Here is a 25974-nt window from a genome sequence, read left to right as displayed (position 1 = left end):
AACCCGGCTGACATAATGTTGAACGAGAAATGATATTGGAAATCATTACCATTAAACCATAACAGGCGCGCCGCCGGGAAACCCGGGGCGCGCCGCTTATTGCGCACTCGGAGAACCCGGCATGTCCACGCCCCCTTCCGCGCGCCCGTACGCCGGCGCCGTCATCACCCTTGCCTTGTCGGGCGCTGCCCTGGCCCAGACGCCCCCCCCGCCCGACGACCCGGCGGTCGTGCAGGAAATGGCCTCGGTGCAAGTGCTGGGGACGGCAGAGGAAGAAATCAAGGAATCGCTGGGCGTGTCCGTGATCACTGCCGAAGAGATCCAGCGCCGCCCGCCCACCAATGACTTGTCCGACGTCATCCGCCGCGAACCGGGCGTGAACCTGACCGGCAACAGCGCCAGCGGGGCGCGCGGCAACAGCCGGCAGATCGACATCCGCGGCATGGGCCCGGAAAACACCCTGATCCTGATCGACGGCAAGCCGGTCGATTCGCGCAATGCCGTGCGCTATGGCTGGAATGGCGACCGCGATACGCGCGGCGATACCAACTGGGTGCCGGCCGAAGAGGTGGAACGCATCGAAGTGATCCGCGGCCCCGCCGCGGCCCGCTATGGGTCGGGCGCCATGGGCGGCGTGGTGAACATCATCACCAAGCAGCCCACCGACAAGGTCAGCGCGTCGGCCACGTACTACGTGAACCAGCCCGAAGACAGCAGGGAAGGCAATACCAATCGCGTCAACGTGCGCCTGTCGACCCCCATCAGCGACACGCTCAGCATGCGCGTATACGGCAACTACAACAAGACCAATCCCGATGCCCGCGACATCAATGCCGGCCGCTCCGAAACAGCGGATAACGGCAACCCGAACACCGCCGGCCGCGAAGGCGTCATCAACCAGGACCTGAACGCGCTGTTCTCATGGCGGCCCGACACCCGCAACACGGTAGACCTGGAAATGGGCTTCAGCCGGCAAGGCAACCTGTACGCCGGCGACACCATGAACAACAACAGCAACGACTTCACCGATAGCCTGTACGGCGAGGAAACCAATGCGATGTATCGGCAGAATGTCGGCCTGACACATCGTGGCGACTACGCCTGGGGCACATCGCGCTCGTCGCTGTCATACGACTACACGCGCAATTCGCGCCAGCAGGAAGGCCTGGCAGGCGGCCCCGAGGGCGCCCCGCAAGACACGGGCCGCCAGACCGCGCGCCTGAGAAACCTGCGGGCGGCCAGCGAGGTCAGTGTGCCCTTCCACCTGGGCTGGCAGCAAGTGGCCACCGTCGGGATCGAATACCTGCACGAATCGCTGGACGACCCGTCGGCCATGCGCCAGGAATATTCGGGCACCGGCGGCAGCATCGGCGACACCGATGGCGCCGGCCGCCCCACCAAGACCAGCCAGGACAGCTACGCCCTGTTCATCGAAGACAATATCGAAGCCGGCCTGCGCACCACGCTGACGCCGGGCCTGCGCTTTGACCACAACAGCGAATTCGGCAACAACGTGAGCCCCAGCCTGAACGCGTCGTACGCGGCTACCGACTACCTGCGCATCAAGGGCGGCATCGCGCGGGCCTACAAGGCGCCCAACCTGTATCAATCGAACCCGAACTACTTGCTGTACAGCCGCGGCAACGGCTGCCTGCAATCGCAGACCAATGCCGGCGGCTGCTACCTGGTCGGCAACCCCGACCTGTCGCCCGAAACCAGCATCAACAAGGAAATCGGGTTCGAGTACGACCCGGGCACATGGCGCACCAGCGCGGCCTACTTCCGCAACGACTACAAGAACAAGATCGTCGCCAGCAACGATTACCTGTACCGCCTGCCCAACGGCGCGCGCGTGCTGCAATGGACCAATAGCGGCAAGGCCGTGGTCGAAGGCCTGGAAGGCAACCTGTTCGTGCCGCTGACCCCGGCCCTGGACTGGAACACCAATTTCACCTACATGATCCAGTCCAAGAACAAAAGCACGGGCGAACCGCTGAGCGTCATTCCCGAATACACCATCAACAGCACGCTGGACTGGTACTACACGCCGCAATGGTCGTTCCAGGCCAACGTCACTTACTACGGCAAGCAAGAAGGCCCCACGGCCAACGCGCGTACCGGCGAAGACCTGGAAGGCGACGCCCTGCAGACCCTCAGCCCGTATGCGCTGGTGGGCTTGAGCGTGGGCTACGAGCCCAATCGCAACCTGCGTTTCCGCGTGGGCGTCAGCAACCTGTTCGACAAGCAGCTTTACCGCGAAGGCAACTCCAGCTCGGCCGGCGCGGCCACCTACAACGAGCCGGGCCGCGCCTACTACGCCACCATGACGGTAACGTACTGATGCGGCGCGCACGCCTGAAGCTGCCCGCCCTGGCGGTGCTGTGCACGGCGCTGCTGGCCTCGGCCCCCCACGCGCATGGCCAGCCGGTGCTGGACGACGGCATGTCTGCCGCCCAGGCCCGCGCCCGGCTGGGACTGCTGGGCCTGGCCCGGCAGATCGTGCTGCCGCGCGGCGAGGGCTTGCGCGACGTACGCCTGGACCTGATCGTGCCGGCCGGGCCGCCGCCCGCCGTGGGCTGGCCTGTCCTGTATCTGCTGGATGGCAATGCCACGCTGCAGGCGCTGGCCGACGCGGGTGAGCGGCCCGCCGCGGTACTGGTGGGCATCGGCTACGACATCGATGCGCGCCTGGATGTGCAGGCACGCGCGTGGGATTACACGCCGCGTCCGCCCGGCAGCGATGGCCAGGGCGCCCCCGACCCGCGTCAACCGGGCCGCCGCAATGGCGGCGCCGATGCCTGGCTGGACCTGATCCAGCAGCGCGTCAAGCCGCTGGTACAGGCGGCCGCCCCTGTCGACACAGCCCGCCAGACCTTGTATGGGCATTCATACGGCGGCCTGTTCGTGCTGCATGCGCTGCGCACGCAGCCACAGGCTTTCCAGCGCTACGTGGCGGCCAGCCCGTCGCTATGGTGGCACGCGCCGCACATGGCCGAACGCCTGCGCGAACTGGATACGGCCCACTGCTGCACTACCGCTCCTCGGCAGCTTTACCTGTGGGTGGGCGGCTCGGAACGTTCACGCCCGGAACGTGCCGCGCCGCATCGCGTGGCGCCCGCAGGCAGCGCCAGCGCGCGCGCACTGGCCAGCGAACTGGACGGCAAGCCGGGGCTCACGGTGCATTACCGCAGCTTCCCCGGCCTGGGCCACGGCGCCATGCTGCCCGCCTCGGCCCGCGAAGCGGCCCGCATCGCGGGCCGCCCTTGATCCTTGATGCACCTGGGTACGCCTGGGCGAGCGTTGCCGGGCATCAGTAGGCCTCGATGCCCGCCGTCTTGACCACCCTGCCCCATTTGTCGATTTCGGACCTGATCTGGCTGTCGAATTCGGCCGGCGTGCTGGCGCGCAGGTCGGCGCCCAGGCTGGACAGTTTTTCCCGTACCTCGGGCATGGCCATCACGGCGCCGATCGCCGTGTTCAGGCGCTGGACGACATCGGCCGGCACGCCAGCCGGCGCCAGTACGCCAAACCACGCGATCACCTCGTAGCCCGGCACACCGCTTTCAGCCAGCGTGGGCACATCGGGCAGCGAGGGATGGCGGGTTTTGCTGGTAACGGCCAGCACCTGCAACTTGCCGCTCTGAACCAGGCCATCGACTGCCGGCGCGCCGCTGAACAGCATCGACACGCGGCCCGCCACCAGGTCGGTCAAGGCCGGCCCATTGCCCTTGAATGGAACATGCATCAGATCCACATGCGCCAGCGACATCAGCAGTTCGGCGCAAAGGTGCGGCATGGAGCCATTGCCGGCGGACGCGAAACTGAGCCGCTTGGGATGCGCCTTGGCCTGGTCCAGCAGTGCCCGTGTCGAATCCAGCCCGCCGCCGACGCGGGTGACCAGCAGCATCGGATAGGTGCCGATCAACGCAATGGGCGTGAAGTCTTTCAGCGTGTCGTATGGCAGCTTGGCGCGCAGGCTGGGATTGACGGTGAAGTCCGGGGTGGCCAGCATCAGGGTATAGCCGTCGGGCGCGGCGCGCGCCAGCGCCTCGGTGCCGATGATGGTGCTGCCGCCGCCCTTGTTCTCGACAGCGACAGGCTGATCGATCAACTGGCCCAGGTATTGCGCCATGACCCGCGCCACGGCATCGGTGGTGCCGCCCGGCGAGAACGGCACGATCAGGCGCAATGGCTTGTCCGGATACTGCGCGGACGCGCTGCCTATCATCAAGGAAAGTACCAGGCCTGCCGCTGCATGGATGAGCGTTTTCATCAGATGTCTCCTCTAGGCCCTGCTTGGGGAAGAACCCGTCGTCGCGGATTCTGTTTGCGGCTACGCCGCGGGCTGCAACATCCGGTCTCCGAGAATCTTGGCCAGCGCCTGGCGGATATTTTCTTTCTGCTGGCCGCTGGCGGGCGCCATGGGCGCGCGCGGGCTTCCCACCGGCACGCCTTGCAGGGCCAGTGCGTACTTGGTTACCGACAGGCGGTTATCGCCAGCAATGGCATTCCACATTTCCAGCAATTGCGTGTGCAATGCAAGTGCGCTCATATGGTCGCCCGCCTGCACCAGCTTCCACAGTTCCACGCAAGGCCCCGGCGCCGCGGTCAGGATCTGCGAGATCGCGCCATGCGCGCCCAGGGCAAAGGTGGGGTACAGCAGCGCGTCGATCGCCGCGTAGATGCGGTTGCCAGGCTCGCAGCGCATGATCAGGTCGGCCAGCGATTTCACATCGCTGGCGCTCTGCTTGACCCCGTACACGCCGGGAACCTCGCGCATCATGCGCAGCAGCAGGTCGACCGACAGATAGTTCCACGGAATGACGTTGTAGATAATGATGGGGATGCCTACCGCGTCCTGGATGGCGCCGTAGTGGCGGATCATCGCCTCGTCGTCATTCTTGTAGATGTAGTGGACGGGCGTGATCTGCAGCGCGGAGACTCCCAGGTCGGCCAGCGCCTTCGACCGTTCGATAGCCTGCCGGGTGCTGTTGACGATGACCCCGGCCACGACCGGCACACGGCCCGCGACCTCTTCGCAAGTGGTGCCCACCACCTGCCGCAGCTCGTCCACCGACAGCGTGTAGCCCTCGCCGGCGCTGCCGCCCGGCACCAATCCATGCACGCCCTGCTCCAGCATGTACTGCACCTCGCGGCGCAGCACCGCCGCATCGACGTTCTCGTCGCTGTCGAATGGCGTGGCCAGCGGCGGCAATATGCCGTTGATATCTTGTGGCTGGAAAACCTTCTGCTTGCTCATTGCCTCTGTCTCCTTCAAGTTAGCGCCGCGAATGAACTACGTCGCAGGCGGGCTGCGCAACCCGCCTGCCTTCAACAGGATCAGGCTGCCGTGCCGCGCAGCAAGGCCGTGACGGCCCGGGCCTCGCGGCAGACGATATCGATCAAGAGCTTGCGATTGCGCTCGTAGCGCCAGGTTGGAGCGCCTATGTTCAGCGCCGCCACCACGGCTTCTCCTGAGTCGAAAATCGGCGCCGAGACGCCAGAGGCGCCTTCCACGTGGCCATCCAGGACTTCGGCGTAGCCGTCGCGCCGGGCATCCGCCAAGAGCCGGGCGATCTTTGCCGGGTCGGTGATGGTGTGCGGGGTATGTGCCTGGAAGGCGGTATCGCCGGGCTCGTAGCCGGGCGCGTAAGCCAGCATCACCAGCCCCATCGACGTGCAATGGGCCGGCCGCAAGGGCTGCAGCGCCGCGTCATAGCGAATCTCTTGTGCGCTGACTGTCTTGGCCAGGTACTGCACCTGGCCGGTCGGGGCCAGCATGCCGAGGAACAGGGACTCGCCGCTTTCCTGCGCAGCGCGTTCCATTACCGGCCCCGCAATGCCCTGCAAGCGCGTGCGCATCCCGCCGACCCACCCGCCCTTCAGTTCGGGCGGCAGCAGGTAGTCGGCCCCCTGTCGAACCAGGTAGCCGCGCGCGGCCAGGGTCAGCAGCAAGGCTTGCGCGCTGCTCTTGGGCAGGTTCAGGCGCTTGGCGACATCGCTGACCCCCATGGGGTCGGTGATGCTGGAAAAGAGTTCCAGGATATCCAGTACGCGGGAAGCCGATTTCACTTGATCGTTCATATATGTGAACCATAAATACTTATATATGAACAATATAGGCAGGCGTCCGGCCCCTGTCAACGATGCAGGTTCTCTGGACGTGCAGGGGCCAGTGGGCCGCGTAGTGGGCCGGCAAAAAAACGCCGGCACATGGCCGACGTCAGGGCGGGACAGGAAAGCCCGCGCGGCACGGGCGTGTCAGGCGCCAGGCGTTCGCCTGGCCTAGCCGAAGCGCCCCGTGATGTAGTCTTCGGTTTCCTTGCGGGCCGGCTTCACGAAGATCTGGTCGGTTTCGCCGAATTCCATCAGTTCGCCCAGGTACATGTAGGCGGTGTAGTCGGAACACCGCGCCGCCTGCTGCATATTGTGCGTCACGATGACGACGGTGTAGTCGTTCTTCAGTTCGGCAATCAGTTCTTCGATCTTGGCGGTGGAAATCGGGTCCAGCGCCGAGCAGGGCTCGTCCAGCAGCAGCACCTCGGGCTTGATGGCCACGCCGCGCGCGATGCACAGGCGCTGCTGCTGTCCGCCCGACAGGCTGTTGCCGCTCTGGTGCAGCTTGTCTTTGACTTCGTTCCACAGCGCGGCCTTCGACAGCGCCCATTCCACGCGCTCGTCCATTTCACCCTTGGACAGGCGCTCGAACAGGCGCACGCCAAAGGCGATGTTGTCGTAGATGCTCATGGGAAACGGCGTGGGCTTCTGGAACACCATGCCGACCTTGGCGCGGATCAGCGAGATATCGGTCTTGGATGTCAGCAGGTTCTCGCCGTCGAGCATGATCTCGCCTTCGGCGCGCTGGCCAGGGTAAAGCTCGTACATGCGGTTGAAGGTGCGCAGCAGCGTCGACTTGCCGCAGCCCGAGGGGCCGATGAAGGCCGTGACCTTGTTCTCGCGGATCGACATGTTCACGTTGCGAATCGCCTGGAACTTGCCGTAGTAGAAGTTCAGGTCCTTGACTTCGAGCTTGGCCTTGGTGGCGGTAGCCGTAGCGGTAACGGTGTTTTCCATTTATCTTCCTGAGGCCGGCGCGCACAGGCGCCGGCATGCGATCACGATTTGCGGAACAGGTTGCGGGCCACGATGTTGATCCCCAGCACCAGCAGGGTGATCAGGGTGGCGCCGGCCCAGGCCAGGTCGTTCCAGTCCTGGAACGGGCTGGCGGCGTATTGGTAGATGACCACCGGCAGGTTGGCCATGGGCTGGTTCATGTTCAGCGACATGAACTGGTTCGACAGCGCGGTAAACAGCAGCGGCGCGGTTTCGCCCGAGATGCGGGCGATGGCCAGCAGGATGCCGGTGATGATGCCCGTCTTGGCAGCGCGGTAGCACACCAGGGTGATCATGCGCCACTTGGGGCAGCCCAGCGCCGCGGTTGCCTCGCGCAGGCTGTTGGGCACCAGCATCAGCATGTTGTCGGTGGTGCGCACCACCACCGGAACCACCAGTATCGCCAGCGCCAGCGCGCCGGCCCAGCCCGAATAGTGTCCCACCTGCGCCACGTACACCGCATAGATGAACAGGCCGATGATGATGGACGGTGCCGACAGCAGCACGTCGTTCAGGAAGCGCGTGGCCGGAGCCAGCCAGCCGCGCTGGCCGTATTCGGCCAGGTAGGTGCCGGCCAGGATGCCCACCGGCGTGCCGATCAGGGTGCCCACGCCGGCCATCAGCAAGCTGCCGATGATGGCGTTGATCAAGCCGCCCTGCTGGCCCGGCGGCGGGGTGATTTCGGTGAACAGCGTCAGCGACAGGGCCGGCGCGCCCTTGAACAGCAGGGTCAAGATGATCCAGAACAGCCAGAACAACCCGAACAACAGCGCGGCCAGCGAGACCGCCAGCATCACCTTGTTGACCAGGTGGCGCCGGCGATAAACGCCGTTCTTCATATTCAGTACAGATTCAGCCATGTCTTTTCCCGGTGCCGGTTCAGGTTTGCTTGCCTTCCGCCGCGGACAGGCGCAACAGCAGCACCTTGGAAAGCGCCAGCACCACAGTGGTGATCAGGAACAGGATCAGGCCCAGTTCGAGCAGCGCCGATTTCTGCAGGCCGCCGGCCTCGTTGAATTCGTTGGCCAGCGCCGAGGCGATGGAGTTGCCCGGCGAGAACAGCGACTCGGGCCAGCGGAAGGCGTTGCCGATGACGAAGGTGACCGCCATCGTTTCGCCCAGGGCGCGGCCCAGGCCCAGCATGATGCCGCCGATGACGCCCGACTTGGTGAAGGGCAATACCACGCGCCACATGACTTCCCAGGTGGTGCCGCCCAGGCCGTAGGCCGATTCTTTCAGCATCGGCGGGACCAGTTCGAATACGTCGCGCATCACGGCGGCGATGAACGGGATGATCATGATGGACAGGATCAGGCCCGCGGTGAAGATGCCGATGCCGAACGGCGGGCCGGCGAAGATGCCGCCGATCAGCGGCAGGCCGCCCAGCGTGGCGATCAGCCCCGGTTGTATGTATTCCTGGAAGATGGGCACGAAGACGAACAGGCCCCACATGCCGTAGATGATGCTGGGGATGGCCGCCAGCATCTCGACGGCGGTGCCCAGCGGGCGGCGCAACCAGGCGGGCGACAGTTCGGTCAGGAAGATGGCGATGCCGAACGAAACGGGCACGGCGATGATCAGCGCAATGGCCGAGGTCAGCAGCGTGCCCACGATTGGCACCACCGCGCCGAAATTCTGCTGGACCGGGTCCCAGTCGTTCGTCCACAGGAACGAAAGGCCGTACTTGGCCAGGGTCTCGCGGCTGCCGTAGATCAGCGACACCATGATGGCCGCCAGCAAGATGAACACCAGGAAGGCGAACAGCCGGGTCAGGTTCTTGAACAGCGCATCCATTAGCGCGTTTTTGCTTTGCTTCATAGGCGAGGGCGTGCCGGTGGTGACGGAATCCGTCTCGCGGGACGGTAGCAACACCGTATTATCCATTACCGCGCTCATGGATGGACTTTCCTTGGTATGCGCTTCGGGAGGCATGCGCGGGGCGGCGCAGCTTGGCGCGCAGGCCCTGGGGCCCGCGCGCCGCGTGACAGCAGACTGCGTTTACTTCCAGACCGGCTTGCCGTCGGCGCTCTTGATTTCGCCCCAGGCGGCACGGATTTCAGCCGTCACCGAGTCGGGCAAAGGCACGTAGTCCAGCGCTTCGGCCGACTTGTTGCCATTCTTGAAGGCCCAGTCGAAGAATTCCAGCACGGCGCGGCCTTGCTCGGGCTTGTCCTGCACCTTGTGCACCAGGATGAAGGTGGCGGCGGTCACGGGCCACGATTCGGCACCGGGCTCGTTGGTCAGCACCACGCCCATGCCGGGCGCGCTCTTCCAGTCGGCATTGGCGGCAGCGGCGGCAAAGGCCGACTGCTCGGGCTGCACGAACTGGCCGTCCTTGTTCTGCAACTGGGTCCAGGACAGATTGTTCTGCTTGGCGTAGGCGTATTCGACGTAGCCGATCGAGTTCTTCAGCTGGCCGACGTAGGCAGCCACGCCTTCATTACCCTTGCCGCCCTGGCCGGTGGGCCACTTCACGGCCTTGCCCTCGCCCACTTTTTCTTTCCATTCGGGCGAGACTTTCGACAGGTAGTTGGTCCAGCCGAAGGTCGTGCCCGAACCGTCGGAGCGGTGCACCACGATGATGTCGGCCGAAGGCAGCTTGGTATCGGGGTTCAGCGCCTTGATCGCGTCATCGTCCCATTTCTTGACCTTGCCCAGGAAGATATCGGCCAGCAGGGGGCCGGACAGCTTCAGTTGGCCCGGCTTGATGCCTTCGACGTTGATCACCGGCACGGTGCCGCCGATCACGGCCGGGAACTGCAGCAGGCCGCTCTTTTCCAGGTCATCGGCCTTCAAGGGGTCGTCGGACGCGCCGAAGTCGACCGTCTTGGCCTTGATCTGTTGCTGGCCGCCGCCCGAACCAATGGACTGGTAGTTGACAGCGTTGTTGGAGGCAGCCTTGTAGTCGGACGCCCACTTGGCGTAGACCGGGTACGGGAACGAAGCGCCGGCGCCGGTGATATTGGCGGCCTGCACGGCGAAGACGGCGCCGCTGAGGGCGACGCCGATGGAAATTTGCTTGAAGACACGGTTGAACATTCGGGTTCCTTCTGTGCTCGTTGAGGAAGTCGTGGCGGGCTGACAGCGCCCGTCTGATCATCGACGTAACGAATCTTAGAAGCGCAACATGACAAGACCGTGACAGTCACATACGCGGCCGGGACGCCAGGGCCTGTTTACCCCTAGCCCAGGCGCTCCATCAGGAAATCGTGCAGGTCGAAGGGCGCGCGCCGGGTGCGCACCCGCACGTACGAACCGTCGGGCTGCTGCTGCCAGGCCAGCTGGTTGTCACGCAGGGCATAGGTGAAGGCCTCGTCGATGACCCGCTTCTTGAGCGCCTTGTCGAACACTGGGAAAGCCACCTCGACCCGGCGGAAAAAGTTGCGGTCCATCCAGTCGGCCGAAGACAAATACACGGTTTCCTCGCCATCGGCGTGGAAATAGAACACCCGCGAGTGTTCCAGGAAGCGCCCCACGATCGAGCGCACCCGGATATTGTCTGACAATCCGGGCACCCCGGCCCGCAAGGCGCATACGCCGCGCACCACCAGGTCGATCTTCACCCCGGCCTGGCTGGCCTTGTACAGCTCGGTGATGATCTGGTCTTCGAGCAGCGAATTCATCTTGGCCATGATGCGTGCCTTGCGCCCGGCCTTGGCGGCCCGGGCTTCGGCCCGGATCAGCGCCACCATGGTCTCGTGCAGGGTAAAGGGCGACTGCAGCAGGGCCTTCAGGGTGCGCCGCGCACCCAGGCCGGTAAGCTGGGTGAATACCTTGTCCATGTCCTCGCACAGCCGTGGATCGGCCGTAAGCAGGCCGAAGTCGGTATACAGCCGGGCGGTGCGCGGGTGGTAGTTGCCGGTGCCCAGGTGAGCATAGCGGCGCAGCCGGCCCTTTTCGCGGCGCAATACCAGGGCCATCTTGGCGTGCGTCTTGTGGGCCACGACGCCGTACACCACGTGCGCGCCCACTTCTTCCAGGCGGGCCGCCCAGTTGATGTTCGTTTGCTCGTCGAAGCGGGCCATCAATTCGACCACCACGGTCACTTCTTTGCCGGCGCGGGCGGCAGCCAGCAATATCTGCATCAGCTCGGAGTCTTCGCCGGTGCGATAGATGGTCTGCTTGATGGCCATCACGTCCGGATCCAGGGCCGCTGCCGTCAGGAAATCGATGACGGGCTGGAACGACTGGTACGGATGGTGCAGCAGTTGGTCGGCCTGCGCCACCGCCGCGAACAGCTCGGCCGGTTTGCCGGCCAAGCGGTCGAGCGGCGCCGGCACGCTGCCGTGGTATTCCGGAAACAACAGGTCGGGGCGCGTGCCGGCATTGCAAAGCTGCATCAGGCGCGACAGGTTCACCGGACCATTGACGCGATAGGTGTCTTCGGCGGTCAGCGAGAACTCGCGCTGCAGATAGGCTTCCAGGTCGGGGGGGGTCAGGCGGTCGACTTCCAGGCGCACGGCCGCGCCGAAGTTGCGCTGCGACAGCTCGCCCTGCAAGGCGTGGCGCAGATTGGTGACTTCTTCTTCGTCGACGAACAGGTCGCTGTTGCGCGTGACCCGCCACTGGTAGCAGCCCAGCATCTCCAGGCCGGGAAACAGCTCGCCCACGAAGGCTCGCAGCAGCGAGGTCAGCAGAATGTAGCCTTCGGGCTGGCCCGAGATTTCGGGTGGCATCTTGATCAGCCGGGGCAAGGCGCGCGGCGCCTGCACCACGGCAATCGAGGCCTGGCGGCCGAAGGCGTCGGCCCCCGACAGGGCCACGATGAAATTCAGGCTTTTGTTGTAGACGCGCGGAAACGGATGGGCAGGATCCAGCCCGATGGGCGTCAAAAGCGGCATGACGTCGCGATTGAACACGTTGTGCGCCCATTGCTGCTGCTCGGCGTTCCATTCGGAAGCATGGTGCAGCGCGATACCCTCGGCGTCCAGGCGCGGCAGGATATCGTCGTTCAGCAAGGCGTACTGGCGGTCGACCAGGGTATGCACCTTCTGCTGTACGCGCTCGAAGGCCTCGGCCGCCGTGCGTCCGTCGGCCCCCACCAGCCCCGGATTCTGCCGTTGCTGCTCTTTCAGGCTGGAAATGCGGATTTCAAAGAACTCGTCCAGGTTGGAACTGACGATACAAACGTATCGCAAGCGTTCAAGCAATGGCACCTGGGGGTTTTCCGCCATCGCCAGAACCCGTTCATTGAATTTCAGCAGCGAAAGCTCACGGTTCAAGAACGGAGGCTCAGCGGACGGACGAGTCGACATACCGGATTCCATGCAAAGGGACAAAGTCCTGGTTTTACTGCAGTTACGTGACGGTTCCATGACATTGCAGCGCAACCCCCTAGCGTACGCCAAAAGAGGGGGAATGAGGCAGCCCGGCAAAGCGCTGTCATATCGGTTCTCTATAATCGGGCCACTTACAGTCTTACCGACATGCCGCATGGATCAACTTCTGGCCGCCGTAGACCTCGGCTCAAACAGCTTTCGTCTCTCTATCGGGCGGGTCGTCCAGCAAGAAGGCGGGGCGCAGATCTACCAGATAGATCGCCTGAAAGAGACCGTCCGGCTGGCCGCCGGGCTGGATCACGACAAGCGGCTGGGCGAGCCCTCGGTAGAGCGCGCCGTGGCAGTGCTGGAACGCTTTGGCGAACGGCTGCACAGCTTCCACCCCAGCCGGGTGCGGGCGGTGGCCACCAACACTTTCCGGGTGGCCCGCAATACGCCCGAATTCCTGCCCCGCGCCGAAGCGGCGCTGGGTTTCCCCATTGAAGTGATTGCCGGGCGCGAAGAGGCCCGGCTTATTTTTTCCGGGGTCGTGCATACGCTGCCCCTCTCGCCCAACAAGCGCCTGGTGATCGATATCGGCGGCGGATCCACCGAGGTCATCATCGGCAAAGGCTTCGAGCCCGGCCTGATGTCATCGCTGTACATGGGCTGTGTCAGCTATAGCCGGCAGTTCTTCCCCGACGGCGTGGTCGACGCCCACCAGATGAAACAGGCCGAACTGACGGCGCGGCGCGAAATCGAAGTGATCGCCAAGCAGTACCGCAAGACGGGCTGGAAAGAAGCCTATGGCTCGTCAGGCACCGCCAAGGCGCTATACGCCATCCTGACCGAATGCGGCTTTTCCGACAACGGCATCACGCGGGCCGGCCTGAACCGCCTGAAAGACCGCATCATCCGGTCGGGCCGGGTCATCCCGCAAGAATTGCCCGGCATCAAGCTGGAACGCGCCGACGTGCTGCCGGGCGGCCTGGCCATCATGAGCGCGCTGTTCGACGAACTGGGCATCGAAGTCATGCATACCGGCGACGGCGCCCTGCGGCTGGGGGTGCTGTACGACCTGCTGGGCCGCGACGCCGCGCACGACAAGCGCGACGAGTCGGTGCAGCAGTTCATGAAGCGCTACCACATCGACACCAACCAGGCGCAGCGGGTGCGCCAGGCGGCGCTGACTCTGTTCGATTCGATCTACCCGGCCGACGAAGGCCGCAGCGAACTGCGCAATGCGCTGGGCTGGGCGGGCGACCTGCACGAAATGGGCCTGTCGATCGCCCACAACGCATACCACAAGCACACCGCCTACGTGCTGGGCAACGCCGACATGCCGGGGTTTTCGCGGGCCGACCAGCAACTGCTGGCCTTGCTGGCACTGGGCCACCAGGGCAAGCTGGGCAAGTTGGAACCGCTGGTGCGCGACCGCAGCCAATGGGTGGCCATTCTGTGCCTGAGGCTGGCGGTGCTGTTGCTGCGCCGCCGCGTCGACATCGCGCAAATGCCGCTCACGGTGTCGGTGCGCGGCGATTCGATCGTGGTACGCGTGGATCGGGCCTGGCTGGCCAAGCACCCGCTCAGCGACTTCACCCTGCGCGCCGAAGAATCAGAATGGCGAAAAGTCGGTTTCTCTTTCGAGCTGCTTGAGTTCTAGCCGCAATGGGCGGGTGGCTCGACAGATCAACCGGATGCTCAATCGTCTGAGCAACCGGCGCACGGTCAGGCCACCTCGGATGCGGTGGCGGGCTCCAGCCCGAAATGGCGCCGGTAGCGATCGTCCATGCAGGCCATGTCCAGCAGCACCGGAAAGTCGGCCGTGTTGAAATCCGGGTCCCAGGCCGGCTCGCCGCAGATGCGCGCGCCCAGCTTCAGGTAGCCCTTGATCAGCGGGGGCACGCGGGCCGGCAGGACGCTGTCCAGGCGCTCGACCGGATAGCGGTGCAAGGGCTCGATCCGGGGCAACCGGGGATCTTGCAGATGGCTGGCAACATTGCGCCAGACCTCGGCGGCGGTGACGCCATCGTCGCGCAGGCTGACGCTGGCGCAGCCCAACATGTAACGGTACCCGCCGCGGCGCATGAATTCGGCCAGCCCGGACCACAGCAACATGATGGCCACGCCGCTGCGATGATCGGCGTGGGTGCAGGAGCGGCCCACTTCGACCAGTTGGCCGCGCAGCGCGTCCAGCCCGGACAGGTCGAATTCGGACTCGGAGTAATAGCCGCCCGCCTGGCGCGCCTTTTCGGGGGTCATGATCCGGTAGGTGCCCACCACCCGCCCGGAATCGAGCTCGCGCACCATCAGATGCTCGCACCAGGGGTCGTAGCGGTCTTGCTCGATGCCGTCGTGTGCGTCGGGGAAAACCACCCCCATATCTTCGGTGAACACCTTGTAACGCAGGCGCTGGATCTGCTCGACCTCGTCAGGGGTGCACGCAAGCCCCACCACCAGAACCCGCGACGCGGGGCTGGCCCAGGGCTCGGCGCCATTCTGCCGAGGATCGATGCGTGCTAATTCGAGCATTACGCGGAACTCCTAGAATGTGAGGACAGTGTGGAGACCGGATGTGTCAGACATCTGACGGAAATGTGACATGACCATGAAGTTTACGCCGAACGAGAAAGCTTCGATTTACTTCAAATTGGTTCTAAACAAATCATTGCAGAACGATTTTGAGGCAAGAAAAAGCCGGCCCCTGCGGGGCCGGCCCATATAACCAATCGGATTTCGGGGTCAGATCAAGCCGACCTCAAATTTTTCAGCGAAGATGCGCCAGGCAAGGATGCGATTTCCCGTCGATGCCCGGGTTTCATGCCGCCTTGCCATTGGCCTCCCACCATTTCTGCAACACGCCATTGATGCCCCCGAGTTCAACCATCTCTTTCAGTGCCGCCGGTAGCGGAGGAAACTGTCGTTCGATACGCTGGGTGTGATTATGAAATTCCCCGGTGCTGAAATCTACCTCGAGATGGTCCCCTTGTTCGACCAGCGTCGACGCTCCGGTGCAGTCGGTCAGAAACAGCAGGCCCCGGCCGATGGCGGCACGATACGAGAGAAATGGCATGGATTCGCAGACGACCCCCACGCCCAGGGCGCGTAGTGCGATGTAGGCTTGTACATGGGGTTTTCCCTTGCCAAAATTCTTTCCAGCGACAAGGATGTCGCCGGGCTTGAACTGGGCGCTCAGCGAGGTATCCACTTCTTCGAACAAATGCGGGACCAGTTCTGCCGCATCGTAAACCCGCTCGATGACATATTTGAACGGCATCATCGCACCGTCGTGGGCAAGGTCATCTCCGAACTTGAAGCAGCGGCCATTCAGCCGCCATTGCGTATCTGGCATTTCCTTCTCTCTATCGAGTTTGGTCAAATTGGCGGGCATCGGCAATGTAGCCAGCGACGGCGGAGGCCGCAACGGTGGCCGGACTGCCAAGGTAGATAGATGCGTCCTTGGCCCCCATTCGCCCCGCGCCGTTGGTGGCCGCCGTTGAAATCGATGTCTCGCCGGATGTCAGAGGAGCCATAGAACCGCCCGCGCACGGGCCACAGCCAGACGGCAAGACAATGGCGCCAGCGTTCTGAAAAACGGCCAGAAGGCCTTCGACACCCATGCGCCGCGCAGAGTCGACCGAGCCAGGAACGATGAAGAGTCGGGTTCCTTGTGCCACTTTCCGCCCGCGCAACACGTCGGCGGCAAGTTCGAGATCTTCATACATGCCAGAGCCGCATGCGCCGATGAAGGCATGCTGAATGGGCACCCCCACCACATCCGAGATATCGACCGCCTTTTCGGGGCCACCTGGCAGTGCGACTTGAGGCTCCAGAGCGCTCAAGTCGATTTCGCCGTGGGCTTCGTACACAGCGTCCGGATCGCTATACATCGGCTCGAAAGTGCGGTTTCCAGCCTGATTGGCCTGTGCAAGGATCGCCTTGGAGGGCGCGATGAATACGCTCGCCGCGCCTACCTCTGTGGGCGCATTGCACAGGGCAACACGCGCGGCACGATCGAACTGATCCAGGTCGCCGTCCAGCTCTACAACGCGGTAGGTCGCGTCTACGCCGAATCTGCGGGTGGCGAGATCGCGTGCCAGGCGGGCACCCAGGTCACGCCCGAGCACGCCTTGCTGCAGTTTGCCGCGCAGCATGACTTTGATCGTGGCCGGCACTTTCACCCAAAGAGAGCCTTTTACCAGCACACTGATGATTTCGCCGCCAGCCCGCAAACCGACTGCGCCGACCGCACCGAAGTTCGTACAGTGCATGTCATTGGCGAAGATGAACATGCCGGGGCCGACCATTCCCCTTTCGAGCGGGAATATATGGCCATGCCCACCTTGCCCGACATCGTAGAAGTGATCGATTTTCCATGCGCGAGCCGTCTCGCGTATACGCTGTCCGCGCAATGCGGCGCGTGGCGTCCCGTATACGACTTCGTGGTCAGTGACAAAGACTACGCGCGAAGGGTCCCACAGCCGGTCGATCCCGATGTCGTCCAGGTCGCGCCTGCTTGCCTCGACCTGTCCATCGTGCAGGAAGGCAAGGTCTGCCACGGGATACACTACATCGCCTGGCTGCACATGCGAAACACCGCTGGCGCGGGCCACGATTTTCTCGAATCCTGTCATTCCCATTGCGCTTCCTCGTTCACTGCACGCCAATGGCGCCACGTCGTTCATCGCGTTGCTCAGTGATGGCGCTGACGCCATTCACAAGCAGCTCATTGGTGCGAATTTCCACCATGAAGTCCTCTCGGAGCATGCGCCCGGCCGCGTGGATCCGCGCCACTGTTTCGTTGCGTATGCGGATGACCTCCGGATGCCTTGGCTGGCCGGGGTAGCCCAGACCTTGCGAGAAATCATTCATGCCGATGTAGAAGAAGTCGATACCCGGCACCGAGAGGATGTCATCCAGATTATCGACAGCGTGCCGGTCTTCCAGCATGGCACCGACCAGCGTTTCCCGATTGGTCTGTTCGTAATAGCTGCGCAAGTCCGACTTGTACGCCGCATAATGCACGCCGCGGCCATCACCGAACGACCGTTGGCCTATCGGACCGAAGTAGCAGGCGCGCACCAACTGTTCGGCATCCGCTTTCGAGGAAATATGCGGCCCGACAATACCGCGTAATCCACGATCCAGAAAAGTGTTTATGGTGATGGCAGACAAATCAGGAACTCGCGCAATCGGCGTCATCCCAACCAGGTCTGCGGCGCGACAGATGCGCTCGATATCCGTCATATCGAAGAGGCCATGTTCGCCATCGATTTGCACGTAGTCCAGGCCCGTACGTCCCAGAATCTCCACCATTTCGGCAGACGGAATGGTGAGAATGAATCCATAGGCCTGCGTACCATCACGCAATGCCGCCTTTACCTTATTTGGCGTAATCAAGTTTTCGTCCTATCGAGAGACTGAAATACACAATGTTCAATGGTTGAGTTGCACACCGGATGCTTGAACGACGTGAGACCATTTATCCGACTCAGCGGTAACGAAACTCCGAAAGGCGGCCGGGTCGCTGGCAACAACATACGATCCCTGATTCAAGATTTGCTGCCTGATTTCCGGGGCCTGCAAGCGATCAGCCAATGCGGCCTGGATCTGTTCGACAATCTTGGCAGGCGTGCCGGCAGCTGCCACCAAGCCGGTCCAACCTTCCACCACAACCCCGCCTATACCAGCCTGTGCCAACGTGGGCGTGTCGGGGAATCCAGGATCACGCTTGGCTCCGGCCACGGCAAGAAGCGCAAGTTTGCCGTTGCGTATTTGTTCGGAAGCAGCGGGAAGCGGGACAAACATAAAATCTGTTTGTCCGCCCATCACGTCCATCAGCGCGGGCGCATCGCCCTTATTAGGGATATGCAACAGCTTCATGCTGGTTTGCATACCGAGCAGCTCACCGGACAAATGGCCCAGGTTTCCCACGCCAGCGGAACTGAAATTCAGGCCGTCCTCCTTGCGCTTTCCATAGGAGATCAATTCGCTCACCGTCTTCACACCGAGTTTCGGATTAGCCACCAGCACAAAAGGAATCGATGTCAACTGAGTGATGGGTATCAGATCTTTCGCCGGATCAAAAGGCATCTTTTGATAAACAAATGGGTTGATGGTCATCGTGCTGGGCGCGGATAACCCCAACGTGTAGCCATCAGGCGCGGCCTTGGCCACGGCATCCATGCCGATATTGCCGTTGGCACCAGGCTTGTTTTCGATGATCACGGGTTGCTTGAACGAGTCGGTCAGGAGGATTGCAACAACGCGAGCAAGCTGATCCGCAGCCGAGCCAGGTGAGTTGCTGACGATTATGCGTATCGGCTTCACTGGATAAGCCTGTGCAGACACCTGCAAGGGAAGCAGCAGGGCTGCGAGGTGACAGGCAATGATTTGTCTTCTCATGATGTTTTGGTTATAGAGTTGTCGGGCACCAAGCGGGCCGGGTTCCGAAAATGCAGCTTCGCTGCTTCGAAGCGGCATCGTGGGCATAGCGATATTCGTGAGCCAGTCTAAGAGCCGGCCATTGGCAGAAAAAGCCCTGAAAAGCGATATCAGCTATCGTTTTTTAATGCCCACCACGAGAAAACCCTAGATTTCCTGTTAATTGGATACGCCCTCTGGCTGCTAGAATCATTGCCGGCAGTTGACGAACCTGGCCGAGGTCGTGGATACAAATCTTCTCAAGACATTCTTCATGGTCGCTGACTCAGGTGGGCTTTCCGCGGCTGCCAGCATGCTTGGGCTGCCGCAATCCGTCGTAAGCCGCCGCATCAAAGAATTGGAAAGTATTTGCGGGGCCAGGCTTTTATATCGACATGGCCGCGGCGTGGTGGCCACGCCCGCGGGTCAGACTTTGCTGGAGACTGCACGGCCCATCGTGGCTGAGCTTGCGTTGGCGATCAACAGCATCGCGGATTGCAGTGCGCGGCCCAGCGGCCAAGTGTCTCTGGCGTTGTCTCCGATGCTGATGAGCGCCATCGGCGCCAACTTCCTTGCAGAGATGCGGCAGTGCTTTCCAGACGTGCGGGTCAATCTGGTTGCAGCGTATTCCCGCTATCAATATGAATGGCTAATGCAAGGACGGATTGATATTGCCATTCTCAACGAGGTTGGCCTTACATCCCAGCTTGTCTTTGAGCCACTGGGCGCAACGCGTGTCGTATTCGCGTGTCGAGCCGAGTCGGAGTTTCTGCAGGACAGTACCGAACAGGCCATCCGCTTCGAGGATGTGCGCTCAATTCCGTTGGTCATACCTACACGGGAGCACGGCCTGCGCCGCCATATTGATCTTGCCGCGACCAAGAACAATATCGCCCTGAACATTGTCTACGAAGTAGACGATATTCAACTCACAAAGGAATTGGTCGCGATGGGCAAGGTGGCAACCCTGCTACCGCGTCTGGGCCTGACCAAGGAAATCGTCACCGGCGCATTCAGCGAGCGCCGCCTTGAAGCGCCCGAAATCGCAGCGCGTTTTGTGGTAGCAACAGCTCCCAGCCGGCCGATTACACACACCATGAGCGCTACCATCGGAGTGCTGAAGTCACAAGTCGCAGGGCTATTGATTTGAACTTGCCGTAACGACATCGCGCACCCATAAAAAAGCCGGACGCAAAGTCCGGCTCTTACGAAGGGTTTCAGGGGTCAGGCCAGGCTGGCCGCCAGCTTTTCGGCACAAGACGCCGCCAGGCCGGCCTCTTCGGCCTCGACCATCAGGCGCAGCTTGGGCTCGGTGCCCGAGGCCCGGATCAGCACCCGGCCCCGGCCTGCCAGTTCGGCCTCGACGGCAGCCTTGGCCGCGGCCAGGCCGGCGTGAGATTTCCAGTTGATGCCCGGCGCCAAAGGCACGTTGATCATTTTCTGGGGGTACATGCGCAGGTCGCCCAGCCACTCGGACAGCGTCTGGTTGCTGCGGCGCAGCGCGGTCAGCACTTGCAGGGCCGCAATGATACCGTCGCCGGTGGTGTGGCAATCCAGGCACAGCAGGTGCCCGGAGCTTTCGCCGCCATACAGCCAGCCGCGCGCCTGCATCTGCTCGAGCACATAGCGGTCGCCCACATTGGCGCGCTCGAAACCCACGCCCAGGCGCTGCATCTGCAATTCGAAGCCATAGTTGGTCATCAGGGTGCCGACCACGCCCGCCACCTTCGTGTGGCTCATGCGCTCACGCACGATGGCATACAGCAGTTCGTCGCCGTTGTAGATGCGGCCGGCGCCATCGACCATCTGCAGGCGGTCGGCGTCGCCGTCCAGGGCAATGCCCAGGTGGGCGCCGCGCGCCTGCACGGTTTGCGCCAGCGATTCGGGGTGCAGCGCACCCACCCCTTCGTTGATATTGAAGCCGTCGGGCGCCACGCCGATGGCATGGACATCAGCCCCCAATTCGCGGAACACATGCGGGGCCACGTTGTAGGCAGCGCCATGGGCGGCGTCCACGACAATCTTGACGCCATTCAGGTCGAGATCGTTGGGAAAGGTGCTTTTGCAGAATTCGATGTAGCGACCCTGGGAATCCTGCATGCGGCGCGCACGCCCCAATGCGGCAGAATCGACGCATCCCAGCGGCTCGTCAAGGGCAGCCTCGATGTCGGCCTCGATGTTGTCGGGCAGCTTCATGCCCTGGGCCGAAAAGAACTTGATGCCGTTGTCCTGGTAGGGATTGTGCGAGGCGCTGATGACAATACCAGCCACCAACCGCAGCGCCCGCGTCAGGTAGGCCACCGCCGGGGTGGGCACCGGGCCGGCCAGCAGTACATCGATGCCCGCGGCCGACAGGCCGGCTTCCAGGGCGGATTCGAGCATGTAGCCCGAAATGCGCGTGTCCTTGCCTATGACGACCTGCGGGCGGCTGCCGCCCCGCCCGGCATGCTCGCGGGCCAATACGCGGCCGGCGGCATAGCCCAGGCGCAGAGCAAAAGCGGCGTTGATGACATCGCCGCCGACCTCGCCTCGAACCCCGTCGGTTCCGAAATACTTGCGTTGCGTCATATTCGTATGGCTCCTTGTTCGGCTGCTTGCCAGACCTTCAGGGCGTCGACGGTGGCGGCTACGTCGTGCACGCGCACGATAGAGGCGCCGCGCGCCACGCAAGCCAGGGCGCCGGCGACACTGCCGGCCAGGCGCTCGGGCACCGGCCTGCCGGTGGCATCGCCTATCATGGTCTTGCGCGACAATCCGGTCAGCAAGGGATAGCTGGATACCCGCAGGCTGGATAGCCGGCGCAGTAGTTGGTAATTGTGCTCGGCGGTCTTGCCAAACCCGAAGCCGGGGTCCAGCACGATACGGCGCGGGTCGATCCAGGCGGCGCGCAAGCGTTGGGCGCGCGCCCCGAGAAAGACCCCGATCTCGCCCAGCAGGTCGGCGTATTCGGGGGCCTGCTGCATGGTGCCGGGCTCGCCCTTCATGTGCATGACGCACAGCCCGCAGCGGGTCTGCGCCACGGCCTCGATGGCCCCGGGCTGGCGAAAGCCGTAGATGTCGTTGATCATGTCGGCACCGGCATCGAGCACGGCGCGCATCACATCGGGCTTGAAAGTATCGATGGACAGCGGCACGCCGCAGTCGCGCAGGGCCTCGATCACGGGCAACAGGCGCGCCAGTTCGTCGTGCGCCGACACAGGGTCGGCGCCCGGCCGGGTGGACTCGCCGCCCAGGTCGAGGATGTGCGCACCTTCGCTTATCAGGCTGTGCGCGTGGCGCACGGCCGCTTCGGTATCGGCATGCTGGCCGCCGTCGGAGAACGAATCGGGCGTGATGTTGACAATACCCATCACGAGCGGGCGCTCAAGGTCGAACTCGAAGCGCCCGCACAGGAAGGTGTTGGCCATATAGGCAGACCGGTGCTTCTAGACCGCCGCTGGCGTGCTGCCGCCCGTGGCCAGCCCCGTGGGCGGGGTGTCGGCGCTGTCGGACGGCCCTTCCGGCGTCTTGGGCGGACGCGGCGGGCGGCCCGAGGTAATGTCGTTGATCTGGTCGGCGTCGATGGTTTCCCACTCGAGCAGCGCGCGGGTCATGATCTCGACCTTGTCGCGGTTGTCTTCCAGGATCTTGCGCGCCACGCCGTACTGCTCGTCGATGATGCGGCGGATCTCGGCGTCCACCTTCTGCATGGTGGCTTCGGACATGTGGGTGGTCTTGGTGACGCTGCGGCCCAGGAAGACCTCGCCTTCGTTCTCGGCGTACACCATGGGGCCCAGTTCGCTGGTCATGCCGTAGCGGGTGACGATGTCGCGGGCGATGGCCGTGGCGCGTTCGAAGTCGTTCGAGGCCCCGGTGGTCATCTGGTTCATGAAGAGCTCTTCGGCGATACGGCCACCGAACAGCACTGCAATGGTGTTCAGCAGGCGATCCTTGTCCATGCTGTAGCGGTCGCTTTCGGGCAACTGCATGGTCACGCCCAGCGCGCGGCCACGCGGGATGATGGTGACCTTGTGCACCGGATCGGTCTTGGGCAGCATGCGCGCCACGATGGCATGGCCGGACTCGTGGTAGGCGGTGTTCCTGCGTTCTTCTTCGGGCATGACGATCGAGCGGCGCTCGGCGCCCATGATGATCTTGTCCTTGGCCTTTTCGAAGTCGGACATATCGACGGTGCGTCCGTTGCGGCGCGCCGCGAACAGCGCGGCTTCGTTCACCAGGTTGGCCAGGTCGGCGCCCGAGAAACCGGGGCAGCCGCGCGCCAGGATGGTGGCATCGACGTTGGGCGACAGCGGCACCTTGCGCATGTGCACGCGCAGGATCTGTTCGCGGCCGCGGATATCGGGCAGCGGCACCACGACCTGGCGGTCGAAGCGGCCCGGACGCAGCAGGGCCGGGTCGAGCACGTCGGGACGGTTGGTGGCGGCGATGACGATAACGCCCTGGCCGGACTCGAAGCCGTCCATTTCGACCAGCATCTGGTTCAGGGTCTGTTCGCGTTCGTCGTTGCCACCGCCCAGGCCGGCACCGCGCTGGCGGCCGACCGCGTCGATTTCATCGATGAAGATGATGCACGGGGCGTGCTTCTTGGCGTTCTCGAACATGTCGCGCACGCGGGCCGCGCCCACGCCCACGAACATTTCAACGAAATCGGAACCTGAAATGCTGAAGAACGGCACCTTGGCTTCGCCGGCGATGGCCTTGGCCAGCAGCGTCTTGCCGGTACCGGGCGAGCCCACCATCAGCACGCCGCGCGGGATGCGTCCGCCCAGCTTCTGGAACTTGCTGGGGTCGCGCAGGAAGTCGACCAGTTCCTGGACGTCTTCCTTGGCTTCATCGCAGCCGGCCACGTCGGCAAAAGTGATCTGGTTGGTGTTTTCGTCGAGCATGCGGGCACGCGACTTGCCGAAGCTGAATGCGCCCCCGCGCCCGCCGCCCTGCATCTGCCGCATGAAGAACACCCACACGCCGATCAGCAGCAACATGGGGAACCACGACACGAAGATGCTCATGAGCAGCGACGGCTCTTCGCGGGCCTTGCCCGAGACATCGACCCCATACTTGAGCAGGTCGGACACCATCCAGATGTCGCCCGGCGAGGTCAGGGTGTAAGAACGTCCGGTATCGGGGGTGACATACAGGACGTCGGCCTGCACATCAACCTTGCGAATACGGCCTGCTTTGGCATCTTCCATGAACTGGGTGTAGCTGACGCCATCTTGCGTCTGTGCACGCCCATCGAACTGTTTGAATACCGTGAACAGGACCAGCGCGATCACCATCCAGACCGCGACTTTAGAAAATGAATTGTTCAAGGTCGATCTCCTGCTTTCGATTCCGACCGGCGACCGCCCCGCGCATATGGCACAGTCACAAGTATGTCAATAGCTCATTCTACCCTGTCGGGGCAGATTCCGTCTGGGCGCCCAAAGGGCGCCTGATACACATTCGGACTGGCTGGGTGGGCTCGCCTCGACAGGGTGGAGTTGATCAGGCCGCAGCGGTTTGCAGCGGTGGGTTCAGGACTTCAGGTCGCGCGCCACCAGGAAGGTCTCGGAGGATTTGTCCCGCGATGCTTTCGGCTTGCGTTCGACCACCCTTTTAAAGCGCTGCTTGAAGGTCTGCACGATTTGCGAGAAGCCGCTGCCGTGGAAGGCCTTGACGATCAGCACCCCATCGGGCTTCAGATGGTTGCAGGCGAAGTCCAGGGCCAGCTCGCAAACATGCTGGATGCGAGCCGAATCGGCGACACCGACTCCGGACAAGTTGGGGGCCATGTCGGAAATTACAAGATCCACCGGCTGGCCACCCACCAATTCTTGCAACTGTTGCAAAACCGCGTCGTCGCGGAAGTCGCCCAGGATGAACTCGACCCCGGCCACGGGCTCCATGGGCAGCATGTCCAGGGCGATGACACGGCCGTCGATTGCTCCCCCGGGGCCCGCCAGCCGCTCGCGCGCCACCTGCGACCAGCTACCCGGGGTCGACCCCAGGTCGACCACGATATCGCCGCGGCGCATCAGCTTTTCGGTATCGAGGATCTCGAGCAGCTTGAAGGCGGCGCGGGCCCGATAGCCCTTTTGTTGCGCCAACTTCACATAGGGATCGTTGATGTGCTGGTGGATCCAGTCTTTAGAGAATTTCTTTTTGGCCATTACCGTACAATTCCACGCATGCCTATATTAGAACTCACCTCACGCGAGCGCAGCGAATTGCGCTCGGCCGCCCACCCGCTGCGCCCGGTCGTCCTGATCGGCGACAACGGGCTGACCGACGCGGTCTTGAAAGAAATCGACCGCGCCCTGGCTTCCCATGGGCTGATCAAGGTGCGCGCCGGCGGCAACGACCGCGACGAGCGCGAGGCCATGCTGGCCACTATCTGCGACACGCTGTCGTGCGCGCCGGTGCACCACCTGGGCAAAATGCTCATCCTGTTCCGGCCGCTGCCGGGCAACGCGGCACCAGTCGCCCCGGCCGACGGCACCCGGCCCCGCCGCAAGCCATCTGAGCCGCATACGCCCAAGAAACTTGCCGCCGAAGGCAAGACCCTGGCCAAGCCGCGCCCGGCGCCTGCCCGGAAAATGGCTGCCGACCCGGTCGACCCGTATGCCCGCGGCACCCTGAACAAGGCTGGCCGCCCCTTGCGCCCCGGTACCAAGAAAGCCGCCGCGGCACCGCATGGCATTCCGCGCCGCGCCGGCAGCGCGCTGAGCCTGCGCGCGGGCGCCCGCAGCGGCGTTCAGCGCACCGCGGCAACCAGCCGCAGGGCCGCCAAGGCCACCAAGAAGTAAATACCGCCGGAAACGTTGTGCAGCAGGCTTGGATCGGCCCAGGCCGGCACCGCCTGCCCGGCCGCCGCCAACGCGCGCCCGTGGTCCGCCAGGGTTTTCAACCCGAAATACCCGATGCCTGTGCCCACCGCCATCAGCAGGACGGTGCGGCGCCCGGGGCCTTGCAACGCCTGGCCATGCGCCAGGCGGTCCAGAATCAGTAAAAATACCGCGCCCCCCAGCCCGCCCACGGCGAGCACCCGGAACAGTAAAGCGGCGACCTTGGCCGCGTCGGCGGCATCCAGCATGGAAAACAAGGTGGGCGCGACAAGCGCGCCGATGCTCCATAGCGCACCGCACCACACCGCCACGATCAGGCGGACGAGGATACGGGCAAGGTTGGGCATCGTCGG

General features: G+C 63.4%; 23 protein-coding genes. 5 read left to right on the top strand and 18 right to left on the bottom strand.

What is annotated here, in order from left to right; all coding sequences use genetic code 11:
• Positions 1–121 precede the first annotated feature (121 nt).
• Positions 122–2341, top strand: a complete 2220-nt coding sequence (locus KW845_RS25585; RefSeq protein WP_218372221.1) for a TonB-dependent siderophore receptor — start codon at positions 122–124, stop codon at positions 2339–2341.
• Positions 2341–3267 (top strand): alpha/beta hydrolase, encoded by a 927-nt coding sequence (locus KW845_RS25580; RefSeq protein WP_255592956.1) that lies wholly within the window; start codon positions 2341–2343, stop codon positions 3265–3267. The genes KW845_RS25585 and KW845_RS25580 overlap by 1 nt, the downstream gene beginning before the upstream one ends.
• Before the next feature lie 43 nt (positions 3268–3310).
• Here KW845_RS25580 and KW845_RS25575 read toward each other — a convergent pair whose 3' ends face one another.
• The 8 genes from KW845_RS25575 to ppk1 form a co-directional block, all read right to left on the bottom strand.
• Positions 3311–4273 (bottom strand): tripartite tricarboxylate transporter substrate binding protein, encoded by a 963-nt coding sequence (locus KW845_RS25575; RefSeq protein ID WP_218372220.1) that lies wholly within the window; start codon positions 4271–4273, stop codon positions 3311–3313.
• Between the two features lie 60 nt (positions 4274–4333).
• Complete coding sequence (locus tag KW845_RS25570) at positions 4334–5260, bottom strand: dihydrodipicolinate synthase family protein (RefSeq protein WP_218372219.1); 927 nt, start codon at positions 5258–5260, stop codon at positions 4334–4336.
• An 80-nt stretch (positions 5261–5340) separates the two neighbouring features.
• On the bottom strand, positions 5341–6084 hold the full coding sequence (locus KW845_RS25565; RefSeq protein WP_218372218.1) for an IclR family transcriptional regulator: 744 nt from the start codon (positions 6082–6084) through the stop codon (positions 5341–5343).
• 201 nt (positions 6085–6285) lie between these two features.
• Complete coding sequence (pstB, locus tag KW845_RS25560) at positions 6286–7074, bottom strand: phosphate ABC transporter ATP-binding protein PstB (protein WP_218372217.1); 789 nt, start codon at positions 7072–7074, stop codon at positions 6286–6288.
• A gap of 41 nt (positions 7075–7115) precedes the next feature.
• Positions 7116–7973, bottom strand: a complete 858-nt coding sequence (pstA, locus tag KW845_RS25555) for a phosphate ABC transporter permease PstA (RefSeq protein ID WP_218372216.1) — start codon at positions 7971–7973, stop codon at positions 7116–7118.
• A gap of 19 nt (positions 7974–7992) precedes the next feature.
• Positions 7993–9009, bottom strand: coding sequence for a phosphate ABC transporter permease subunit PstC (gene pstC, locus KW845_RS25550; RefSeq protein ID WP_218372215.1), 1017 nt, complete (start codon positions 9007–9009; stop codon positions 7993–7995).
• 102 nt (positions 9010–9111) lie between these two features.
• On the bottom strand, positions 9112–10152 hold the full coding sequence (pstS, locus tag KW845_RS25545) for a phosphate ABC transporter substrate-binding protein PstS (RefSeq protein WP_218372214.1): 1041 nt from the start codon (positions 10150–10152) through the stop codon (positions 9112–9114).
• 143 nt (positions 10153–10295) lie between these two features.
• Positions 10296–12368 (bottom strand): polyphosphate kinase 1, encoded by a 2073-nt coding sequence (gene ppk1 / locus KW845_RS25540; protein WP_218372213.1) that lies wholly within the window; start codon positions 12366–12368, stop codon positions 10296–10298.
• A 178-nt stretch (positions 12369–12546) separates the two neighbouring features.
• On the opposite strand from ppk1, the gene ppx reads away from it, so the two are divergent.
• Positions 12547–14034: an exopolyphosphatase gene (gene ppx, locus KW845_RS25535; RefSeq protein WP_218372212.1), complete on the top strand. Its 1488-nt coding sequence runs from the start codon at positions 12547–12549 to the stop codon at positions 14032–14034.
• Between the two features lie 65 nt (positions 14035–14099).
• Here the strand turns inward: ppx and KW845_RS25530 are convergent, their stop codons facing one another.
• From KW845_RS25530 to KW845_RS25510, 5 genes are all read right to left on the bottom strand, one after another.
• Positions 14100–14903, bottom strand: a complete 804-nt coding sequence (locus KW845_RS25530; RefSeq protein ID WP_218372211.1) for a GNAT family N-acetyltransferase — start codon at positions 14901–14903, stop codon at positions 14100–14102.
• Positions 14904–15189: 286 nt separating this feature from the next.
• Positions 15190–15762 carry a hypothetical protein gene (locus KW845_RS25525; RefSeq protein ID WP_218372210.1) on the bottom strand — a complete coding sequence of 191 codons (573 nt, stop codon included), beginning with the start codon at positions 15760–15762 and terminating at the stop codon, positions 15190–15192.
• Positions 15734–17056, bottom strand: a complete 1323-nt coding sequence (locus KW845_RS25520) for an aconitase family protein (RefSeq protein ID WP_218372209.1) — start codon at positions 17054–17056, stop codon at positions 15734–15736. The genes KW845_RS25525 and KW845_RS25520 overlap by 29 nt, the downstream gene beginning before the upstream one ends.
• Positions 17025–17771 (bottom strand): HpcH/HpaI aldolase/citrate lyase family protein, encoded by a 747-nt coding sequence (locus KW845_RS25515; RefSeq protein ID WP_218372208.1) that lies wholly within the window; start codon positions 17769–17771, stop codon positions 17025–17027. Before KW845_RS25515 ends, KW845_RS25520 begins: the two co-directional genes overlap by 32 nt.
• Before the next feature lie 36 nt (positions 17772–17807).
• Positions 17808–18863 (bottom strand): tripartite tricarboxylate transporter substrate binding protein, encoded by a 1056-nt coding sequence (locus KW845_RS25510; RefSeq protein WP_218372207.1) that lies wholly within the window; start codon positions 18861–18863, stop codon positions 17808–17810.
• A 154-nt stretch (positions 18864–19017) separates the two neighbouring features.
• Between KW845_RS25510 and KW845_RS25505 the strand changes: the two genes are divergently transcribed.
• The gene (locus KW845_RS25505) at positions 19018–19944 is read left to right on the top strand and encodes a LysR family transcriptional regulator (RefSeq protein WP_218372206.1); all 927 of its coding nucleotides are present in this window, start codon (positions 19018–19020) and stop codon (positions 19942–19944) included.
• 74 nt (positions 19945–20018) lie between these two features.
• On the opposite strand, the gene glmM is transcribed toward KW845_RS25505, so the two are convergent.
• From glmM to KW845_RS25485, 4 genes are all read right to left on the bottom strand, one after another.
• Complete coding sequence (gene glmM / locus KW845_RS25500; RefSeq protein WP_218372205.1) at positions 20019–21362, bottom strand: phosphoglucosamine mutase; 1344 nt, start codon at positions 21360–21362, stop codon at positions 20019–20021.
• Positions 21359–22201, bottom strand: a complete 843-nt coding sequence (folP, locus tag KW845_RS25495; protein ID WP_218372204.1) for a dihydropteroate synthase — start codon at positions 22199–22201, stop codon at positions 21359–21361. Before folP ends, glmM begins: the two co-directional genes overlap by 4 nt.
• 18 nt (positions 22202–22219) lie before the next feature.
• Positions 22220–24106, bottom strand: coding sequence for an ATP-dependent zinc metalloprotease FtsH (ftsH, locus tag KW845_RS25490; protein WP_218372203.1), 1887 nt, complete (start codon positions 24104–24106; stop codon positions 22220–22222).
• A 204-nt stretch (positions 24107–24310) separates the two neighbouring features.
• Complete coding sequence (locus KW845_RS25485; protein WP_218372202.1) at positions 24311–24946, bottom strand: RlmE family RNA methyltransferase; 636 nt, start codon at positions 24944–24946, stop codon at positions 24311–24313.
• Between the two features lie 18 nt (positions 24947–24964).
• On the opposite strand from KW845_RS25485, the gene KW845_RS25480 reads away from it, so the two are divergent.
• Positions 24965–25582 (top strand): YhbY family RNA-binding protein, encoded by a 618-nt coding sequence (locus KW845_RS25480; protein WP_218372201.1) that lies wholly within the window; start codon positions 24965–24967, stop codon positions 25580–25582.
• On the opposite strand, the gene KW845_RS25475 is transcribed toward KW845_RS25480, so the two are convergent.
• A complete protein-coding gene (locus tag KW845_RS25475; protein ID WP_218372200.1) occupies positions 25531–25968 on the bottom strand; it encodes a DUF4149 domain-containing protein in 438 nt (145 codons plus the stop codon). The genes KW845_RS25480 and KW845_RS25475 overlap by 52 nt on opposite strands.
• Positions 25969–25974 lie beyond the last annotated feature (6 nt).

The organism is Bordetella sp. BOR01, from assembly GCF_019218885.1.
Taxonomy (GTDB): domain Bacteria; phylum Pseudomonadota; class Gammaproteobacteria; order Burkholderiales; family Burkholderiaceae_B; genus Bordetella_A.
Note: the sequence above shows the minus strand (reverse complement) of the source record. Positions and strands in the feature narration are given on the sequence as shown.

Coding starts and splice junctions, on each gene's coding strand:
- KW845_RS25480 (WP_218372201.1), top strand. CDS start 24,965: ATGCCTATATTAGAACTCACCTCACGCGAGCGCAGCGAATTGCGCTCG.
- KW845_RS25570 (WP_218372219.1), bottom strand. CDS start 5,260: ATGAGCAAGCAGAAGGTTTTCCAGCCACAAGATATCAACGGCATATTG.
- KW845_RS25485 (WP_218372202.1), bottom strand. CDS start 24,946: ATGGCCAAAAAGAAATTCTCTAAAGACTGGATCCACCAGCACATCAAC.
- KW845_RS25510 (WP_218372207.1), bottom strand. CDS start 18,863: ATGCCCACGATGCCGCTTCGAAGCAGCGAAGCTGCATTTTCGGAACCC.
- ppx (WP_218372212.1), top strand. CDS start 12,547: ATGGATCAACTTCTGGCCGCCGTAGACCTCGGCTCAAACAGCTTTCGT.
- KW845_RS25475 (WP_218372200.1), bottom strand. CDS start 25,968: ATGCCCAACCTTGCCCGTATCCTCGTCCGCCTGATCGTGGCGGTGTGG.
- pstA (WP_218372216.1), bottom strand. CDS start 7,973: ATGGCTGAATCTGTACTGAATATGAAGAACGGCGTTTATCGCCGGCGC.
- glmM (WP_218372205.1), bottom strand. CDS start 21,362: ATGACGCAACGCAAGTATTTCGGAACCGACGGGGTTCGAGGCGAGGTC.
- KW845_RS25580 (WP_255592956.1), top strand. CDS start 2,341: ATGCGGCGCGCACGCCTGAAGCTGCCCGCCCTGGCGGTGCTGTGCACG.
- pstS (WP_218372214.1), bottom strand. CDS start 10,152: ATGTTCAACCGTGTCTTCAAGCAAATTTCCATCGGCGTCGCCCTCAGC.
- KW845_RS25585 (WP_218372221.1), top strand. CDS start 122: ATGTCCACGCCCCCTTCCGCGCGCCCGTACGCCGGCGCCGTCATCACC.
- folP (WP_218372204.1), bottom strand. CDS start 22,201: ATGGCCAACACCTTCCTGTGCGGGCGCTTCGAGTTCGACCTTGAGCGC.
- KW845_RS25575 (WP_218372220.1), bottom strand. CDS start 4,273: ATGAAAACGCTCATCCATGCAGCGGCAGGCCTGGTACTTTCCTTGATG.
- pstC (WP_218372215.1), bottom strand. CDS start 9,009: ATGAGCGCGGTAATGGATAATACGGTGTTGCTACCGTCCCGCGAGACG.
- KW845_RS25525 (WP_218372210.1), bottom strand. CDS start 15,762: ATGCCCGCCAATTTGACCAAACTCGATAGAGAGAAGGAAATGCCAGAT.
- KW845_RS25530 (WP_218372211.1), bottom strand. CDS start 14,903: ATGCTCGAATTAGCACGCATCGATCCTCGGCAGAATGGCGCCGAGCCC.
- ppk1 (WP_218372213.1), bottom strand. CDS start 12,368: ATGTCGACTCGTCCGTCCGCTGAGCCTCCGTTCTTGAACCGTGAGCTT.
- KW845_RS25520 (WP_218372209.1), bottom strand. CDS start 17,056: ATGAACGACGTGGCGCCATTGGCGTGCAGTGAACGAGGAAGCGCAATG.
- pstB (WP_218372217.1), bottom strand. CDS start 7,074: ATGGAAAACACCGTTACCGCTACGGCTACCGCCACCAAGGCCAAGCTC.
- KW845_RS25565 (WP_218372218.1), bottom strand. CDS start 6,084: ATGAACGATCAAGTGAAATCGGCTTCCCGCGTACTGGATATCCTGGAA.